14 protein-coding genes are annotated in these 17,475 nt (G+C 51.9%); all 14 read right to left on the reverse strand.

Annotated elements, in window-relative coordinates; all coding sequences use genetic code 11:
- Positions 1 to 6: 6 nt before the first annotated feature.
- Positions 7 to 1,614, reverse strand: a complete 1,608-nt coding sequence (locus GOM71_RS17230) for an anthranilate synthase component I family protein (protein WP_156283283.1) — start codon at positions 1,612 to 1,614, stop codon at positions 7 to 9.
- A gap of 290 nt (positions 1,615 to 1,904) precedes the next feature.
- Positions 1,905 to 2,843 carry a cysteine synthase A gene (gene cysK / locus GOM71_RS17235; RefSeq protein WP_156283285.1) on the reverse strand — a complete coding sequence of 313 codons (939 nt, stop codon included), beginning with the start codon at positions 2,841 to 2,843 and terminating at the stop codon, positions 1,905 to 1,907.
- 198 nt (positions 2,844 to 3,041) lie between these two features.
- Positions 3,042 to 4,022: a peptidyl-prolyl cis-trans isomerase gene (locus GOM71_RS17240; RefSeq protein WP_156283287.1), complete on the reverse strand. Its 981-nt coding sequence runs from the start codon at positions 4,020 to 4,022 to the stop codon at positions 3,042 to 3,044.
- Between the two features lie 29 nt (positions 4,023 to 4,051).
- Positions 4,052 to 4,939, reverse strand: coding sequence for an Hsp33 family molecular chaperone HslO (gene hslO, locus GOM71_RS17245; RefSeq protein WP_156283289.1), 888 nt, complete (start codon positions 4,937 to 4,939; stop codon positions 4,052 to 4,054).
- Between the two features lie 58 nt (positions 4,940 to 4,997).
- Positions 4,998 to 5,765, reverse strand: coding sequence for a type III pantothenate kinase (locus GOM71_RS17250; RefSeq protein ID WP_367649671.1), 768 nt, complete (start codon positions 5,763 to 5,765; stop codon positions 4,998 to 5,000).
- Positions 5,762 to 6,640 (reverse strand): carboxylating nicotinate-nucleotide diphosphorylase, encoded by an 879-nt coding sequence (gene nadC, locus GOM71_RS17255; protein ID WP_156283291.1) that lies wholly within the window; start codon positions 6,638 to 6,640, stop codon positions 5,762 to 5,764. Before nadC ends, GOM71_RS17250 begins: the two co-directional genes overlap by 4 nt.
- A complete protein-coding gene (nadB, locus tag GOM71_RS17260) occupies positions 6,633 to 8,249 on the reverse strand; it encodes an L-aspartate oxidase (protein ID WP_156283293.1) in 1,617 nt (538 codons plus the stop codon). The genes nadC and nadB overlap by 8 nt, the downstream gene beginning before the upstream one ends.
- An 86-nt stretch (positions 8,250 to 8,335) precedes the next feature.
- A complete protein-coding gene (gene nadA, locus GOM71_RS17265; RefSeq protein WP_367649672.1) occupies positions 8,336 to 9,274 on the reverse strand; it encodes a quinolinate synthase NadA in 939 nt (312 codons plus the stop codon).
- Between the two features lie 376 nt (positions 9,275 to 9,650).
- A complete protein-coding gene (locus GOM71_RS17270) occupies positions 9,651 to 10,613 on the reverse strand; it encodes an ABC transporter permease (RefSeq protein WP_156283295.1) in 963 nt (320 codons plus the stop codon).
- Positions 10,610 to 11,704, reverse strand: a complete 1,095-nt coding sequence (locus tag GOM71_RS17275) for an ABC transporter permease (RefSeq protein WP_156283297.1) — start codon at positions 11,702 to 11,704, stop codon at positions 10,610 to 10,612. The genes GOM71_RS17270 and GOM71_RS17275 overlap by 4 nt, the downstream gene beginning before the upstream one ends.
- Positions 11,688 to 13,259 (reverse strand): ABC transporter ATP-binding protein, encoded by a 1,572-nt coding sequence (locus GOM71_RS17280; protein ID WP_156283305.1) that lies wholly within the window; start codon positions 13,257 to 13,259, stop codon positions 11,688 to 11,690. Before GOM71_RS17280 ends, GOM71_RS17275 begins: the two co-directional genes overlap by 17 nt.
- Before the next feature lie 90 nt (positions 13,260 to 13,349).
- Positions 13,350 to 14,333 (reverse strand): BMP family lipoprotein, encoded by a 984-nt coding sequence (locus GOM71_RS17285; RefSeq protein ID WP_301539640.1) that lies wholly within the window; start codon positions 14,331 to 14,333, stop codon positions 13,350 to 13,352.
- A gap of 459 nt (positions 14,334 to 14,792) precedes the next feature.
- Positions 14,793 to 16,811, reverse strand: a complete 2,019-nt coding sequence (gene ftsH / locus GOM71_RS17290) for an ATP-dependent zinc metalloprotease FtsH (RefSeq protein WP_156283309.1) — start codon at positions 16,809 to 16,811, stop codon at positions 14,793 to 14,795.
- A gap of 98 nt (positions 16,812 to 16,909) precedes the next feature.
- A complete protein-coding gene (hpt, locus tag GOM71_RS17295) occupies positions 16,910 to 17,449 on the reverse strand; it encodes a hypoxanthine phosphoribosyltransferase (RefSeq protein WP_156283311.1) in 540 nt (179 codons plus the stop codon).
- Between the last annotated feature and the right edge of the window lie 26 nt (positions 17,450 to 17,475).

Here is a 17,475-nt window from a genome sequence, read left to right on the forward strand (position 1 = left end):
GCAAATTCAAGCTTGACTTGTCCGCTCGCTCTCGCGCTCCTGCTCTTGTTCCCGTTCCCGCTCAGCAAAATGCTCGCTAAACTGAATCGCTTTCCATAACGCTTTCGCTTTGTTTAGCGACTCATAATACTCTCGTTCCGGAACGGAATCAATGACGATGCCCGCGCCTGCTTGAATATGAACGAGGCCTTCTTTTATTGCCATTGTTCTAATAATAATATTAAATTCCATATCGCCATTATAGTCAATCCATCCGAGCGAGCCGGTATAGGAGCCTCTCCGTACCGGCTCCAGCTCCTCGATAATTTCCATCGTGCGAATTTTTGGCGCTCCGGTAATCGTTCCGCCAGGGAATGTCGCAGCAATGACATCGTACGCATCCTTGCCCTCCGCCAGCCGGCCCTCAACTTGCGATACGAGATGCATAACATGCGAGTAGCGTTCGATGACCATCAGCTCCTCCACATTCACGGAGCCGAATGCGGCTATGCGCCCCAGATCGTTGCGCTCCAGGTCGACGAGCATAATGTGCTCGGCGATTTCTTTTTCGCTGGAACGCAGTTCATCGGCGAGCTTCGCGTCCTCTTCCTCTGTCTTGCCCCGGCGGCGGGTGCCCGCTATCGGGCGCGTAGCGAGGAAGCCGTCCCGCTGCTCCACGAGCAGCTCTGGCGAAGCGGAGACCAGCTGAAAATCCGGCGTGCGCAGAAAGCCCATATACGGCGACGGATTGACAATACGCAGCCATTCGTAGAGCTCCTCCGGCGACGAATGCAGCGCTCTGCTTTGCCGCAGCGACAGATTGACCTGAAATACGTCACCCTGCGCAATATAGTCCCGGATACGCTGCACAGCGTCCATATAAGCCTGTTTGGAAAATGGCGACGTTATGCCGGCCATTGACTCAATGTCGATCTGCAAGCTTTCATCCTGCATTAGCCGCTCTCTCGCCTCGCGCAAGCCAGCTTTGCTTTCGCCGGCGCCTCTGCCTGAGCCGGCAGCTGGCTGCACTTTCGCGCGCCAATATTCGGCCATGGCTTCCGCCCGCTCGCATGCTTGCTTATACAGCGTCTGCAGACGCTGTTCATCGGCTTCTTGTTCCGCCTGTGTATGAACGGCGCAGTATAATGTCTGCTCTTGATGATCGACGATCCACAGCTCGTCCATTCGCAGAAACAAATAATCCGGCATGCCGAGATCGTCGGCGGCGAGCTCCGGCAACCGCTCGATGGAACGAATAACATCGTAGCTCCAATAGCCGACACAGCCGCCGGTCCATTTCGGGCCGCCGCCGACCTTCGGCGCGATATACGGCGCCATCCAGCGGCGAACCAGTTCAAGCGGCTTCCCGCTCCATTCTTCATGCTCCCCGCCAGCGTCTGTAACGACAGCGCGATCTGCTTTACCGCGAATAACGCCCGACGGCTGTAGACCTAAGTACGTATAACGGCCATGTTTGCCGCTCTCCAGTACAAATGCGTAAGGGGAGGCATCTTTCCATGCAGCTTCCCAGGAATCAACAGCCAGCGTATCAAGCGGCAGCTGCTTGAGCAGCGGAAGCGTCGTATATTGCTGTTCGGCGTGCCACCCGAGCCACAGCTGAAATGCGGTGAACATCACCTTTTACCCCCGATCAATTGCTTATTATGATTTGCTAAGTATACAGAAATGGAAAGCAAAAGAAAAGACTCGAGGCCGCTGCTATAGTGGATTTATCCAATATAGAGTGCTGAATTTAGGCGACTCGACCTAAGTTAGTGGAAAAATCCAATATAGGGCGACGAAATGCGGCGGATAGGCCAAAGTTAGTGGATTTATCCAATATAGAGCACCCAGCAGAGCAACGAAATTCAAAAAGCTCCCCATACCGCGCAAAAGCGGCACGAGGAGCTTCGATAAAAGCGATATTAGTTGTCGAAGTTGAACAGCGGAGTCGACAGGTAACGCTCGCCGTTACTTGGCACGATTGCCACGACGCGTTTGCCTTTGCCCAGCTCTTTCGCAACTTTCAGAGCAGCGAAAATAGCAGCGCCGGAGGAAATGCCGACGAGAAGGCCTTCTTCTTTAGCTGCGCGGCGCGCAACTTCGAAAGCTTCTTCGTTCTCAACTGTAATAACGCCATCATAAACTTCACGGTTCAAGATGTCCGGCACGAAGTTGGCGCCGATACCTTGAATTTTGTGAGGGCCTGGTTGGCCGCCCGACAAGATTGGGGATGCAGCAGGCTCTACTGCGTATACTTTAATGCCGTCGAAGTTCTTTTTCAAAACTTCGCCTGCGCCCGAAATCGTTCCGCCCGTACCGATACCGGCAATAAATGCGTCCAGTTTGCCGTCAAGGGAGTTGATTGCTTCAACGATTTCCGGACCCGTTGTTTCGCGGTGGATTTTCACATTGGCTTGGTTTTTGAATTGTTGCGGGATGAAGTAGCTAGGGTTTTCTTTAGCCAGCTCTTCCGCTTTGCGAACTGCACCGTTCATGCCTTCGGATCCTGGTGTCAGAACGAGTTCTGCGCCATAAGCGCGAAGCAGGTTGCGGCGCTCGATGCTCATTGTTTCAGGCATAACGAGAATCGCTTTGTAGCCTTTTGCAGCTGCAACCAAAGCAAGTCCGATACCCGTGTTGCCGCTGGTAGGCTCAACAATTGTATCGCCTGGTTTCAAACGGCCCTCTTGCTCAGCCACTTCGATCATGCTGATTGCGATACGGTCTTTAACGCTCGAACCCGGGTTTTGATACTCAAGTTTTACATAGATTTCTGCGCTGTCCTCAGGCACCAGACGGTTCAAACGGACAAGCGGTGTATCACCGATAAGTTCAGTTACGCTTTGTACAATTCTAGCCATGTTATAACATCCTCCTTATTCCGACTAAATCAGTTGGTTTTTTCTAATACCATATTATCTAATGATGGTATTGGTTGTCAATAGCTTTTCAATGTAATTTGGCTTCAAACTCGCAAACGCTTTACTAATTATAAGCTGAGCAAATAGCCAGTTAAACTCCGTCTTATAAAGCTAAAAAAATGATGCCGGACAAGCGGATTATTTCCGTTTGCCAGCATCATATTTCAATAGCAGCTCATCTTCAATATCCTGCAGCGGCAATGCGCGCGACAACGCCAATTGTTTGCGCGCGGTTTCCTGCAGCTTGCGTCCGGAAAGCCCCTCCGTCTTTCGCCGTTCCGTCACCTGAATGACCGCAAAGCCTTCCTCAACCTCTAGCGGTCCAGCCATTTCGCCGGTTTGCAATTGGCCTGCCGTATCCAGCAGCTCTGCGTCATAGAAAGGATCGTCGGAATCGATCAGTCCGAGATCGCCGCCGGATTCGGACGTAAATTCATCGATCGAATAGGTTTTGGCAATGAGCGCAAAATTTTCACCGTCCGCCAGCATTGCAAGCACATCATTCGCTTCCCGCTCAGTCGCAGTTACAATCCACTGCAAACGGAATTGCAGCTGATCGGCAAATTGATCGGCATGCTCATCAATGTACCGCTCGACATCCTCGTCCGTTACTTGAACGGTCATCATTGCTATTTTTTCAATCAGCAGCTTGTATCTCATTTCCTCCAGAAGGTCATCCTTGTTCATCCCGAGCTGCTCCAGCATAACTCGATAATACGCTTCTTCGCTCTCGTAGCCTTCCATCGCCACAGTGAGCTCCCGCTCCTGCTCCTCAGCGGTCACGCTTAACTGCTGCGCCTTCGCTTCAAGATCAATCGCCTTGCGCGCCATCATCGTCCGCAGCACCGTATCGCCGTACTGCTTGTACAGCTGCTGCTCAAGCTCACTGACTAAGATTGGTTCGCCGCCTACAGTGGCAGCAATCGCGGACGACTCCTCCATGGAATCGCCGTTGCCTTCTGCTCCGTCATTTAAAGCTGCCTTGCCGCCTGACTCCGGGTCCCGGCCTTCCGGTTCGCTCCCGAAAGGCGACAGCTTGACAATGACGACCGCGCTAAGCGCAATCATGCATACCGCCTGCAGAAGGATAACCGCCTTCAATACCCCGAAATTTCTCATTCCCTTAAAGCCTCCATACGATGGAGCAGCTATGGTCTCGCCTGTTCGAGCAGCTGCTCCAGCTGTTCGCGATCAAAGGTATACGCCTCGTTGCAAAAATGGCATACGATTTCCGCTTCTCCGTCTTCCTCAATAATTTGCTGCAATTCCGATTCTCCTAAGCTGACGAGCGTTTGCGCTACGCGATCGCTTGAGCAGGCGCATTGAAATACGATGTCCATTGTATCGTGAATGTGCAGGTCGTCGCCCACCAGCCTGTGCAAAATCTCCTCCGGCGTCTCGCCTTGCTCAAGGCACGCTGTCACATGCGGCATCGCGCCGATTGCCTGCTCAAGCCGCGTAATTTCCGCATCGGTTAAACCAGGCAGCAATTGCACGATAAAACCGCCTGCATGAATGACGCTTCCGTCCGTGTCGACCAGCACGCCAAGGCCAACAGCCGAAGGCGTCTGTTCCGACAACGCAAAATAGTACGTGAAATCCTCGGCAAGCTCGCCGGAAATTAACGGCACACTGCCGCGATAAGGTTCCTTCAGCCCGAGGTCTTTCGTAATATGCAAATAGCCGTCGGTTCCAACGCCCCCGGCTACATCAATTTTTCCATGCGCATTGCTTGGAAGCAGCACATCAGGATTGTCCACATAACCGCGGACTTGGCCATGCGCATTCGCATCGACAACGATTTGTCCAATCGGCCCGTTTCCCTTCACTTGAACCGTCAACTTCTCTTCGCCCTTTAACATTGCGCCCATAATTGCGCCGGCCGTAGCTGTGCGGCCAAGCGCAGCAGTCGCAGTCGGCAGCGTGCCGTGACGGCGCTGCAGCTCGCTCACAAGCTGTGTCGTACGAACGGCAAAAACGCGGATTTTTCCGCCCCAAGCCGTACCGCGCACAAGCACATCATTCCGTTGTTCCATGCTAGCCCTCCTTACATCAAGGTTTGGGCAGAGCCCAAAACCGCTTGTCTTTTCAATATCACTCTATGTTCCGTTCATAAATAATACGCAATCCTTCCAGCGTAAGAAGAGGATCCACTTCCTCTATCGTTTCCGATTCGGCGCTGATTAACTCTGCAAGTCCGCCTGTTGCGATTACGCGCGGCGATACTTTAAATTCGTTTCGAATCCGTTTCACAATGCCGTCGACCTGACCCGCATAGCCAAAAATAATGCCGGCCTGCATCGACGTCACCGGATTGCGGCCAATGACGCTCTTCGGCTTCACAAGCTCAATGCGCGGCAGTTTCGCCGCGCGTTGATACAGCGCCTCCGTTGAAATGCCGATACCCGGTACAATCGCGCCGCCCAAGTAGTTGCTTCCCGCATCGATATAATCGAACGTGGTCGCTGTGCCGAAGTCGACAATAATAAGCGGTGCGCCGTATTTTTCAATGCCGGCAACAGAGTTGACGATCCGATCCGCGCCAACCTCGCGCGGGTTCTCATAGCGGATGTTTAACCCCGTCTTAATGCCTGGTCCGACAACGAGCGGCGTTTTGCGCAAATATTTCAAACAAAGCTGTTCCAGCGTGCGCATCAGCGGAGGAACGACGGACGAAATAATAACGCCTTCCATCTGATCGAGCTTAAGCCCCGCATAATGGAACAGGTTATGAATGTTCATGCCGTACTCATCGACGGTTGCCGATCGATTCGTGCTTAGGCGCCAATGGTGCTGCAGCTCTTTGCCTTTATATACGCCAAGCACAATATTCGTATTCCCTACATCAATGACGAGAATCACAGCGCTGTGCCTCCCTTTATCGCGTTCAAATCAAGACTGATATCGAGCGCGTTGAAGGAATAGGTGAGTCCTCCCACCGAGATGACATCAACGCCGCACTCTGCAATGCCTTTAATCGTTTGCAGGTTCACGTTGCCGGAAGCTTCAACGATTGTCTGCGGAGAGCGCGATTTTATTAGACTTACCATTTCTTTCATCATCGGCGGAGCCATGTTGTCGAGCATGATAATATCGGTACCGCAAGCAAGCGCTTCTTCGACTTGCTCAAGCGATTCCGTTTCCACTTCGATTTTCATCGTGTGCGGAATGTTAGCCCGCGCAGCCTCTACCGCCTGGCGGATGCCGCCCGCCCCTTTAATATGGTTGTCTTTAATCATAACAGCGTCATACAAGCCAAAACGGTGATTGGCGCCGCCGCCCACACGGACTGCGTATTTCTCCAGCATCCGATGGCCTGGCGTCGTTTTTCGCGTATCGACAAGCCGTACCTTGAGCCCTTCTAAAGCTGCAACGAAAGCGCTCGTCTTCGTCGCAATGCCCGACATGCGCTGCAGAAGGTTGAGCGCGAGCCGCTCCCCCGTCAACAAACTATGCGTGCTGCCTTCGGCAACGATAAGCACGGTTCCTTTTTCCACGTGATCGCCTTCCGCCACTTTCGCTTCGAACGTAATGGACGGATCGACAATTTCAAATACGAGCTTCGCAATCGGAAGTCCGGCGATTACGCCGCTTTCCTTCGCATGGATAACCGCCTTCGACTGCGATCCCGCAGGAATCGTCGTTGCTGTCGTAATGTCGCCGCTGCCGACATCTTCGGCCAGCCAGCTTCGAATTTGCGCTCTTAACGCTTCATTATAGTTGCTCAGTTCATACATGAACAATTCGCTCCTCTGTCATCCCGTGCAAACGATGCAGAACGGTGTGCTTGCGCCAGTTCTCGTCATCACGCTCCGGAAAATCTACGCGCGCGTGAGCGCCGCGGCTTTCTTCGCGTTGAATCGCCGCTTCAGTCGTCAGAATCGCGCAAGTGAGCAGGTTGGCAAATTCAAACTCTTCCCGCTTCGTTAATACATCGTCAAAAATCGGGAGCTGGCGCTTCAATTCCTCCAGCCCTTTTTCCAGCCCTTTCGCATCACGGTTCAAGCCGACATAACGGACCATTACCTTTTGCAGCTTCAGCCGTTTCTCGACTACGGCCTGCATCGGGATACTCGTACGCCATTCATCAATTTCGATCGACGGCTGAATATCCAGATCCGTCAGCTTATTGATCGACTCCACAATACGTCTGCCGAACACAATCGCTTCCGACAACGAATTGCTCGCCAATCGGTTCGCGCCGTGCACGCCAGTCGACGACACTTCGCCGCAAGCGAATAGCCGTTTAATATTGGTTTCTCCGTTTAAGTCGGTTTTGACTCCACCCATCATATAATGAGCAGCAGGAGCGACCGGAATCCAATCCGTCGTCAAATCAAGACCATATTTCAAGCAAAATTCATAAATAGTCGGAAAACGATGCTTCACCATCTCCGGCGATTCATGCGTAACGTCGAGATATACGTAAGTGGCTTTCGTTTCTTCCATCTCCGACACGATCGCGCGGGCGACAACGTCACGCGGCGCAAGCTCAAGCTGCTCATGGTAGCGTTCCATAAAACGCTCGCCCTTCACATTGCGAAGCACCGCGCCCTCGCCGCGAACCGCTTCCGAAATGAGAAAACGAGGCGCACCCGGATAACAAAGCGATGTTGGATGGAATTGAATAAACTCGACGTCTTGAATATACGCGCCCGCGCGGTATGCCATGGCAATGCCGTCGCCGGTCGCAACATCCGGATTCGTCGTATAACGGTACAGCTGTCCCGCTCCGCCGGAGCACAGAACCGTCGCTTTGCCGCGGACAAACAAACGTTGTCCGTCCGGCTTTTGCACAATCGCGCCGCAGCAAACGCCATTCTCAGTCACTAAATCGATGACGAAATGGTCGTCCCATACGTCAATATTCGAATCGGCCACCGCTTTCTCCGAAAGCGCGCGCACGATTTCATAACCTGTCGCATCGCCGTTCGCATGCAGAATGCGGCGCTGGCTATGCGCGCCTTCCTTCGTCAGCGCAAACTCGCCGTTCTCGAGGTCAAACTGGGTGCCCATTGTGATCAGGTTGTTAACGCCTCTTGGACCTTCATGCACCAGCACGTTAACCGCCTCGTCCGAGCAAAGCCCTGCCCCCGCCATAAGCGTGTCCTGGCGATGGTATTCCGGGGAGTCGTCTTCCGAGATTACAGCAGCAATGCCGCCTTGAGCGTATCTCGTATTGCTGTCGAGCAGCGATTTTTTCGTAATCATAAGCACCGAGTTACCGCTGCCGCTCGAGCGCAAAGCGGTAAAAAGACCGGCAATGCCGGCCCCGATGACGATAACGTCTTTATCAACTACTGGCAGATCCTCCAGCTTGATGTCTACTAAATATCTAGGAATCATATCGGTTGGCGCCTCCGGGCTAACATAAGGATCTTTGAGGAACTCAAAGTCCTGATGTCAGGATCTTTTCATGCATCTCTTTACCATTACTTCACGAGCAGCATGCGCTCCAAGGAACGACGAGCTTGATCGGCAACATGCGGCGGAACATAGATTTGCGGCTGCATCGTCTCAAGGCATTTGACCAGCTTTTTCAAATTGTTCACTTTCATGTTCGGGCAAACCAAGTATTTGGATGCAAAATGGAAGGTTTTATTCGGGCTGTCTAAACGAAGCTGGTAGCCTGTACCGTCTTCCGTGCCAACGATAAACTCTTGGCAATCGGATTCTTTGCAGTACTTAATAATAGCTGTTGTACTGCCGACAAAATCGCCAAGCGCCACCACTTCTGGACGGCATTCCGGATGAACGACGAATTGCGCGTTCGGGTATTTCGCTTTCATTTCTTCCACGTCTTTGACCGTCAGCATGTCATGGGTGTTGCAGTAGCCTTCCCAGATGATCATCTTCTTGTCTGTATTCTGCTGCACGTAGTGGCCCAAGTTTTTATCCGGCACCCAAATCACTTCGTCGCCTTCAACCGAATTGACCACTTTCAGCGCATTTGCCGAAGTACAGCAAATATCAGTCTCCGCCTTAATCTCCGCAGAAGAGTTGATATACGTTACGACAGTCGCATTCGGATGCTGCGCTTTCAGCTTCCGCAAGCCGTCCACGTTGACCATATCGGCCATCGGACAGCCGGCGCGCTCGTCCGGAATGATGACTGTTTTGTTCGGAGCGAGAATTTTCGCGCTTTCGCCCATAAAATGTACGCCGCAGAATACAATAACATCCGCGTCTGTCTCTGCCGCTTTTTGCGCAAGCAAGAACGAATCGCCGCGGAAATCCGCCACTTCCTGTATCTCATCCCGCTGATAATAATGAGCAAGAATAATCGCATTACGTTCTTTCTTCAACTGCATTAGCCGTTCACGCAGCTCACGGTTCTGTTCCGCTTTGCGTTCCAGTGCCAGTGCTTCCACAGTAGATCCTCTCCTCTTATGAGGGATGGGCGGTGAGTCCCATTCCGAGTAGGGCCGAACGACTTTGTGAATTGATGCACAAACATTGCCGTTCAAGCGCCTTTTATTTATAAAAACTTATTTGTTAAGGTTTAATTTACTCCAGGCGGGGAACTGTGTCAATGCGAGATTCGCCAAACTTTCGTCACAATTAACTATTTTTTATTTCCACTTGCTTTAGGTCCCCCTCCAGTATTGCCCAAGCACCACGATATTCGTCAAATACGCGTCATCGCCTCACATGCATTACGATAAAAAGGGCGTCCCGCCTGTCGGCCTAGCGCCGACCCGAGGACACCCTTTAGATTTATAACGATCCGGCTTCAACACCGCTACACTATCGCTTCGCCGAATCGTACGGTTCGCCAAGCGCAGCCGGAGCGGAAGAACGCCCGACCGCTCCTGCAAGCACAATAAGCGTAAGCAGATAAGGCAGCATGTAGAAAAACTCATTCGGTATTTGCTGCGCCCAATCGAACAGCTGCGCGAAGTTGCGAAGCGCCTGCGCCATACCGAAGAAAATCGCGGCGCCCGCTACGCCCAGCGGGTTCCATTTGCCGAAAATAAGCGCAGCCAGCGCAATAAATCCTTGCCCGGAGATCGTATTGTGGGCAAAGCTGCTCGTCGTTGTCAGCGTAATCGTCGCGCCGCCGAGTCCCGCCAAGGCGCCGCTAAGCATGACGCCGATATAGCGGTATTTTGCAACGCTGATGCCAACCGTATCCGCAGAGCTTGGGTGCTCGCCGACCGCCCGCAAACGGAGGCCAAAAGGCGTGCGAAACAATACATATGTGCTGATAACCACTAGAATAATAACGATGTACGTCGTCGGGTAAGCGGTAAAAATCGCCTGGCCGAGCAATGGAATGTCTGATAAATAGGGAATCGCCCATTTATGGAATACAACTTCTAGCGTCGGTGTCTGCCCCGAGCCTTCGAACAAGCTTTTGGTTAAATAAATGGATAAGCCCAATGCGAGGATGTTAATGACGACACCGACGACCGTCTGGTCCGCTCGGAAAGTAATGGTCGATACCGCATGCAACAACGAGAATAAAATGCCGTACACTATCGCAGCAATCAAGCCGAGCCATGGCGCCGATTGCTCCAATCCGCCGCGAATCGCATATTCGGTGACGACCGCCGCCGCGAACGCTCCCGACACCATCAAGCCTTCAAGACCGATGTTGATGACACCCGAACGCTCGGAGAAAAGGCCTCCCAGTGCAGTAAAGATGAGCGCTGTGGAAAATACGAGCGTAATGTTGATCAACTGACCGATAATTTCAAGAACGTTCATGCTTTAGCCGCCTCCTTCTCCTTGGCAGCCGCTTTGCGTCGGTTCAAGAACGGCTTCAGGATGTAAAGTACAAGTCCATGGGAAGCGACGAAGAAAATGATGGTTCCAATTACGATACGGACGATTTCCGTCGGCACATCGGCGCCGAAGCTCATCCCTGCAGCGCCGTAGCTTAAACCGCCAAACAGCACCGCCCCGAGAAAGACACCCACCGGCGTATTGCCGCCAAGCAGCGCAACAGCAATGCCTTCGAAGCCGTAGCCCGGCATGCCCGCCATAACAACCTGGTAACCGAAAACGCCCAGCACCTCGAACGCCCCGCCAAGTCCGGCAAAAACCCCGCTGATGAACATCGATTTGACGATCGTGCGGGACACGTTCATCCCCGCGTATAAAGCGGCGTTCGGATTATGGCCGACAGCCCGAAGCTCGAACCCTTGCTTGGTGCGCCACAAAAGCAAATAGAAGATGACAACACAAATGATCGCGATCAAAGCCCCCCAATGAACCCGGGCATGATCCATCGCATCGGCCAGCCAATTGATCGACATGCGTGCCGAATCATGAATAGGGCGCGACTTCTGCTGCCCTTCTTCCAGCAGAAATGCAGCGACAATATAGTTGGAGAGAAATAGTGCAATCCAGTTCAGCATGATGGATGAAATAACTTCGTTGACTCCGCGCGCCGCCTTTAAATAGCCGGCAATCGCCGCCCACAGCCCGCCAAACACCGCTCCAGCCGCAACAGCCAGCGGGCCGTGAATATACCAAGGCAATTCAAGCGATACGCCGACAATCGTCGCGCCGGTCATCCCCATAATAAATTGGCCTTCCGCCCCGATATTGAACAGTCCGGTACGGAACGCGAACGCAATCGCCAACCCTGTAAAAATAAGCGGCGTGACCGCGCGAATCGTCTCTCCGAAATCGTAAGCGCTGCCTAGCAGCTTTTCAACGAGCGAGCTATACGCCAAAATCGGATCATACCCTCCGATCAGCATCGCAATCGCTCCGCACAGCAGGCCTAATACAATGGAAACGAGAGGTACGAGCAGCGATGATTTATTGAACAGCTTACGGACGGTCTCCATCTACGTACTCCCCTTTCCTCTGCTGTTGAATCGTCTCCCAATTACAAGTCATCATTAGTCCAAGCTCCTGATCGTTCCGGTTATGAACATCCGCCTCTCCAGTCAGCTTGCCTTCGAAAATAACAGCAATGCGGTCCGACAGCGCATACAGCTCATCGAGCTCAAACGAAATGAGCAATATTGCTTTGCCTGCGTTGCGCGCCTCGATCAACCGTTTGTGCACATATTCGATAGCTCCGATATCAAGCCCCCTCGTCGGCTGCACCGCGATAAGCAAATCCGGATTGCGCGATAATTCCCGGGCAATAATCGCCTTCTGCTGATTGCCGCCCGAAAGCGATCTGGCCTTGGCTTGAATGCCGGAGCCCCTGACGTCGAATTCCTCGACCAGACGGCTCGCGAGCGTATCCATCGCCTTATAATCAATAAAACCGCGCTTGCCAAATTGCGGCTCATGATAGCTGCCAAGAATCATATTCTCGCTTAGCGTAAAATCAAGCACCAATCCGTGTTTATGGCGATCCTCAGGAATATGGCTAACGCCCGCCAGCGCCACTTGCCGGGGACTGCGGTTTGTAATGTCGCTGCCGTTAAGCTTAACCGTGCCGCTGTCGACCGAGATCATGCCTGTAATTGCCTGTACCAGCTCGCTCTGACCATTCCCGTCAACGCCGGCGATGCCGAGGATTTCGCCTGAACGAACTTGAAAGGAGATGCCGTCCAGCACAGGATGGCTGTGGTCGCCCTTTTTGCGAAGCTCTTCAACTTCAAGGATGACCTGACCTGGCGGTTGAACCAGCTTTTCTACTTTAAAATTAACGTCTCTTCCGACCATTAGCTCAGCCAGCAGCCTTTCGCTCGCTTCCACCGCAGGCAACGAACGCACAACCTTTCCTCTGCGAATGACCGTCACCGTATCGGCCAGCGCCATAACTTCCTTAAGCTTATGTGTAATGAGTATGATCGATTTGCCTTCTGCTGCGAGGCTTCGCAAAATATCGATCAACTCCTCGATTTCCTGCACCGTCAACACTGCCGTCGGCTCGTCAAAAATTAAAATGTCCGCGCCGCGATACAATGTCTTCAATATTTCCACCCGCTGCTGCATCCCAACGGTAATGTCTTTAATCCGCACCTCGGGTTCAACCTTCAGCCCGTACTGCTCCGAAATCGCCCGAACCTTCGCATGGGCTTTCTTATAATGAATAAACGCGCCTTTTCTCGGCTCATTGCCGAGAATGATATTTTCGGCGACTGTAAACGGCTGTACCAGCTTAAAGTGCTGATGCACCATCCCAATGCCCAGCTCAATCGCCTTGCCTGCCCCGTCGATAACCGCTTTCTCGCCGTTAATCCATATCTCGCCCTCATCAGGCTGATAGAGTCCAAACAAAATGTTCATCAGCGTCGATTTGCCTGCCCCATTCTCGCCCAGCAGGGCATGAATCTCGCCTTTCTTCAACACAAAATCAATGGAATCATTCGCGACAAGACCCGGAAACCGTTTCGTAATCCCCATTAATTCGACCACTGCTGCTGCTTCACTCCGGTCCATGCTCTCACCATCCTCCGGTATGTATACGCCTTTAACGAGAACAAGACCGGCCCGAAGCCGGTCTTGTCGGACATACAAGACTAACCAAAACTATTTGTCTGCCGGCGCTGTTGGCACCTTAATCTCGCCGCTGATGATTTTCGCTTTGTACTCTTCAACCTTCTTAAGCACGTCTTCCGGAACGTTCTTCGAGGATGTCTCCGGCAGGCCAACCGCGTCATCCTTCAGGCCGAGCTCAACGATCTTACCGCCCGGGAAGTTGCCGTCGATCAGCTCCTTCGAAATTTTGTATACCGCTTGCTCAACGCCCTTCATCATAGAGGTGAGCGTAATCTCATCGCCAAACTCCAGCGATTGGTCTTTGTCTACACCGATTACCCATACTTCCTTGCCCGCGTCTTTACGCGCTTTCGCTTCGTTGAATACGCCATTTCCGGTACCGCCCGCTGCGTGGAAAATGATATCGACGCCAGCGTCATACATCGTAGCCGCCGCTTGCTTGCCGAGATCCGGCTTGCCGAAATCACCGGTATAGTTTTTAACAATCTCAGCGTTTGGATTAGCCGCTTTAACGCCGGCTTCAAAGCCCGCATCGAATTTATGAATGACTGGAATGTCCATCCCGCCGACAAAGCCGATTTTGCCTGTCTTCGTCATAAGTCCCGCGACAACGCCAACGAGGAACGAGCCTTCATGCTCAGCAAATGTAACGGAAGCGACGTTAGGAAGCTCCACTACGTTATCAATAATGGCAAGGTTGGCGTCAGGATTCTGCGTCGCTACGTTTTTCATCGCGTCGGAGAACAAGAATCCGATACCCCAAGTCAGATCATAGCCTTCTTTCACGAAAGCATTCAGGTTCGGCTCCATATCAGCGTCGCCTTTGCTTTCGAGGTATTTCGTTTTTGCGTCTGTATCTTCCGTAATCTTCTGCAAGCCTTCCCACGCGCTTTGGTTAAAGGACTTGTCGTTCACGCCGCCGACGTCAGTCGCCATACCGATGTTGAACTTCGCTCCTGCGCCGCCCTTCTCGCCCCCGCACGCCGACAGTACAACCGTCATTGCAAGAACCATTGTCAGAATAAATGCCAAATGCTTGTTTTTGCTCATAGACCCATACCTCCTAAAAGTTTTGCGAAGCAAAACTCGCTTCGTAAGCAGTGAATGGCGCCCTGCAATCCTGATCATGATGACATGTCTCTGGCCGCTGTTTCTATCTATTATAGTGACAAAAGGCCAAACGTCAATCATTTTATGTTAGATTATCTAACATAAATCAACTAACTCCTAACAAAAAATTAACTGAACCGTCATCCGAAGACATGTTTCTGAGCAAAAACTTACACAAACCTATCAAGTTTCAATTTTCTGTATTTTCTTTCAATTCATATTATAGGCAAAATCCGAACATTGTAAAGAGCCCAAAACAACTTTTCCCAATTGATCGGACTGCTGCGTTATTTCTACAAAAAAAAGCAGTCCGTACAACGTTTATCTACAAAACGTCATACGGACTGCCTCATCTGTCAGACCTTATTTCGGGTCTTCTTCGTTGTTTCCGTCAGCCGGCTTCTCTTCATTCAGCGCCGGCGGCGTAATATCGCCTTCTTCACGAGTTTGAATTCGCACCTTCACACCGCCAATTGTATCTACAATTGGCTCGGAAGTCGATTCCACAACAGCACCGTCTCCACCTTCGGAAGAACCTTCGCCAGTGAGCGATCCTGTCTCGATCAGTTTCTTAATTTGTTCAAGCTCCAACGTCTCTTCGCTCAGCAAAGTCTGTGCAATAATATGCACCTCTTTGCTCTTCTCGGTCAAGAGTTTCTTCGCGCGCTCATAGCTTTCGCTGATCATGCGCTGCATTTCTTGATCGATCTCATAAGCGATCGCGTCAGAGTAGTTCTGCTCGTGACCGAGGTCACGGCCAAGGAACACTTGGCCTTGCGACTGGCCAAATTGCATTGGACCAAGCTTGTCGCTCATGCCGTATTCTACGATCATGCTGCGAACGATGCCTGTCGCTTGCTTGAAGTCGCTGTATGCGCCAGTGCCGATTTCGCCGATGAACAGCTCTTCGGCCACACGGCCGCCGAGCAAACCGGTTACTTTATCAAGCAGCTCTTGCTTCGTTACGAGCATACGGTCTTCCTTCGGCAGCATGATGACATAGCCGCCAGCGCGTCCGCGCGGAATGATCGTAACTTTATGCACTTGATCGGCATGTTCCAGGAAGTAGCCGATGATCGTATGGCCCGCCTCGTGATAAGCAACAATCCGCTTCTCGCGATCGCTGATTACGCGGCTCTTCTTCTCGGTGCCGACGATGACGCGGTCAATCGCCTCGTCAACCTCGCGCATGCCGATATCTTTCTTGTTGCGGCGAGCGGCAAGCAATGCCGCTTCGTTCAACAGGTTCTCCAAGTCAGCGCCCGTAAAGCCTGTTGTACGCTTCGCGATAATATCAAGCTTAACGTCTTTATCCAGCGGTTTGTTGCGGGCATGAACCTTCAACACCGCTTCGCGTCCTTTTACGTCTGGACGGTCTACCGTAATTTGACGGTCGAAACGTCCCGGACGGAGCAACGCAGGGTCGAGAATATCCGGACGGTTGGTCGCCGCCACGATAATGATGCCCTCGTTCGCGCCGAAGCCATCCATCTCAACGAGCAATTGGTTGAGCGTCTGTTCGCGCTCGTCATGTCCGCCGCCGAGTCCGGCGCCGCGCTGACGGCCAACTGCGTCAATCTCGTCAATGAAAATGATACATGGAGCATTCTTCTTCGCATTCTCGAACAGATCGCGGACGCGGGATGCGCCGACACCGACGAACATTTCGACGAAATCCGAACCGGAAATGCTGAAGAACGGCACGCCCGCTTCGCCTGCAACAGCTCGCGCGAGCAATGTTTTACCCGTACCCGGAGGACCTACAAGCAGCACGCCTTTCGGAATGCGAGCTCCGACTACGTTAAATTTACGAGGATCCTTCAAGAAGTCGACAACCTCGACGAGCTCTTGCTTCTCCTCGTCGGCGCCGGCAACGTCCTCAAACGTAATCCGTTTCTTCTCTTCGTTGTACAAACGCGCACGGCTTTTGCCAAAGTTCATCACTTTGCCGCCGCCGCCCTGCGCCTGATTCATTAAGAAGAAGAACAGGACGAAAATGATGACGAATGGAATAATGGAAGTAAGGAGCGTAAGCCAGATGCTCGGCTGTTCCATTTTCTTATAGCTCAGCTTGAACGTATTTGTTTCTTCCGCATTGATAATCTTCTCTCCGGCCTCAAGACCGATTCGAGTTGTGAAAGAGAGAACATCAGTCTTTGCGCCTGTTGGCTTCTCCCTATATTTACCAGACACGGAATAAGTATAACCTTCGTACCTCAGGCTCAATTCCTCGATGTTGTTCTGGCTAATAGCCTGGCGAAACTCATCGTATCGAATGCTTACGGTGGCCTCGTTGGACTTGCTGCTAATAAATTGAATGATCCCGACGGTTACCAAAAAGATGATCAAATAAAATCCAGTATTGCGGATGATCCGATTCATCCCCTACCTCCTCTCAAGACGCTTCGTATATTTTACCATAGCATGACTTTCCATCTCAATAGAACCTAATCAGAGGGGAGGACATGCGCTTGAAACGCTTATTTCTGGTAAACTTCCGGCTTGAGTATGCCGATAAACGGCAGATTGCGGTATTTCTCCGCATAATCAAGTCCGTAGCCGACAACGAACTCATCCGGCAGCGAAAAGCCCGTATAGTCCGCTTCCAGATCGACGGAGCGTCTGGCCGGCTTGTCGAACAGCGTTGCGACCGTCACCGACTTGGCGTTGCGCCTCTCCAGCACATCGATCAAGTAACTGAGCGTCAAGCCGCTGTCGATAATGTCTTCTACAATAAGTACGTCACGCCCTTCAACAGAAGCGTCCAAATCTTTAATAATTTTAACGACACCCGACGATTTAGTCGCAGCCCCGTAGCTGGATACGGCCATAAAATCGATCTCAAGCGGAATGTTCATTTCTTTTACCAAATCGGACATAAAAATAAACGCACCTTTAAGGATACAAATAACGAGCGGATTGCGTCCGCCAAAATCGCGGCTCAGCGTTTCGCCCATTTCCTTTACTTTCGCTTGAATCTGCTGCGCGTCGTACAAAACCTCTTGAATGTCGTTTAGCAAAATAAAAATCCCCCTACACCAATGCT

Origin of the sequence: Paenibacillus sp. NEAU-GSW1 (genome assembly GCF_009737085.1) — a bacterium.
GTDB lineage: Bacteria > Bacillota > Bacilli > Paenibacillales > Paenibacillaceae > Pristimantibacillus.

Coding starts and splice junctions, on each gene's coding strand:
- GOM71_RS17280 (WP_156283305.1), bottom strand. CDS start 13,259: ATGGACCGGAGTGAAGCAGCAGCAGTGGTCGAATTAATGGGGATTACG.
- GOM71_RS17275 (WP_156283297.1), bottom strand. CDS start 11,704: ATGGAGACCGTCCGTAAGCTGTTCAATAAATCATCGCTGCTCGTACCT.
- nadB (WP_156283293.1), bottom strand. CDS start 8,249: ATGATTCCTAGATATTTAGTAGACATCAAGCTGGAGGATCTGCCAGTA.
- ftsH (WP_156283309.1), bottom strand. CDS start 16,811: ATGAATCGGATCATCCGCAATACTGGATTTTATTTGATCATCTTTTTG.
- GOM71_RS17285 (WP_301539640.1), bottom strand. CDS start 14,333: ATGGTTCTTGCAATGACGGTTGTACTGTCGGCGTGCGGGGGCGAGAAG.
- hslO (WP_156283289.1), bottom strand. CDS start 4,939: ATGGAACAACGGAATGATGTGCTTGTGCGCGGTACGGCTTGGGGCGGA.
- GOM71_RS17270 (WP_156283295.1), bottom strand. CDS start 10,613: ATGAACGTTCTTGAAATTATCGGTCAGTTGATCAACATTACGCTCGTA.
- GOM71_RS17240 (WP_156283287.1), bottom strand. CDS start 4,022: ATGAGAAATTTCGGGGTATTGAAGGCGGTTATCCTTCTGCAGGCGGTA.
- GOM71_RS17230 (WP_156283283.1), bottom strand. CDS start 1,614: ATGTTCACCGCATTTCAGCTGTGGCTCGGGTGGCACGCCGAACAGCAA.
- nadC (WP_156283291.1), bottom strand. CDS start 6,640: ATGTATGAACTGAGCAACTATAATGAAGCGTTAAGAGCGCAAATTCGA.
- cysK (WP_156283285.1), bottom strand. CDS start 2,843: ATGGCTAGAATTGTACAAAGCGTAACTGAACTTATCGGTGATACACCG.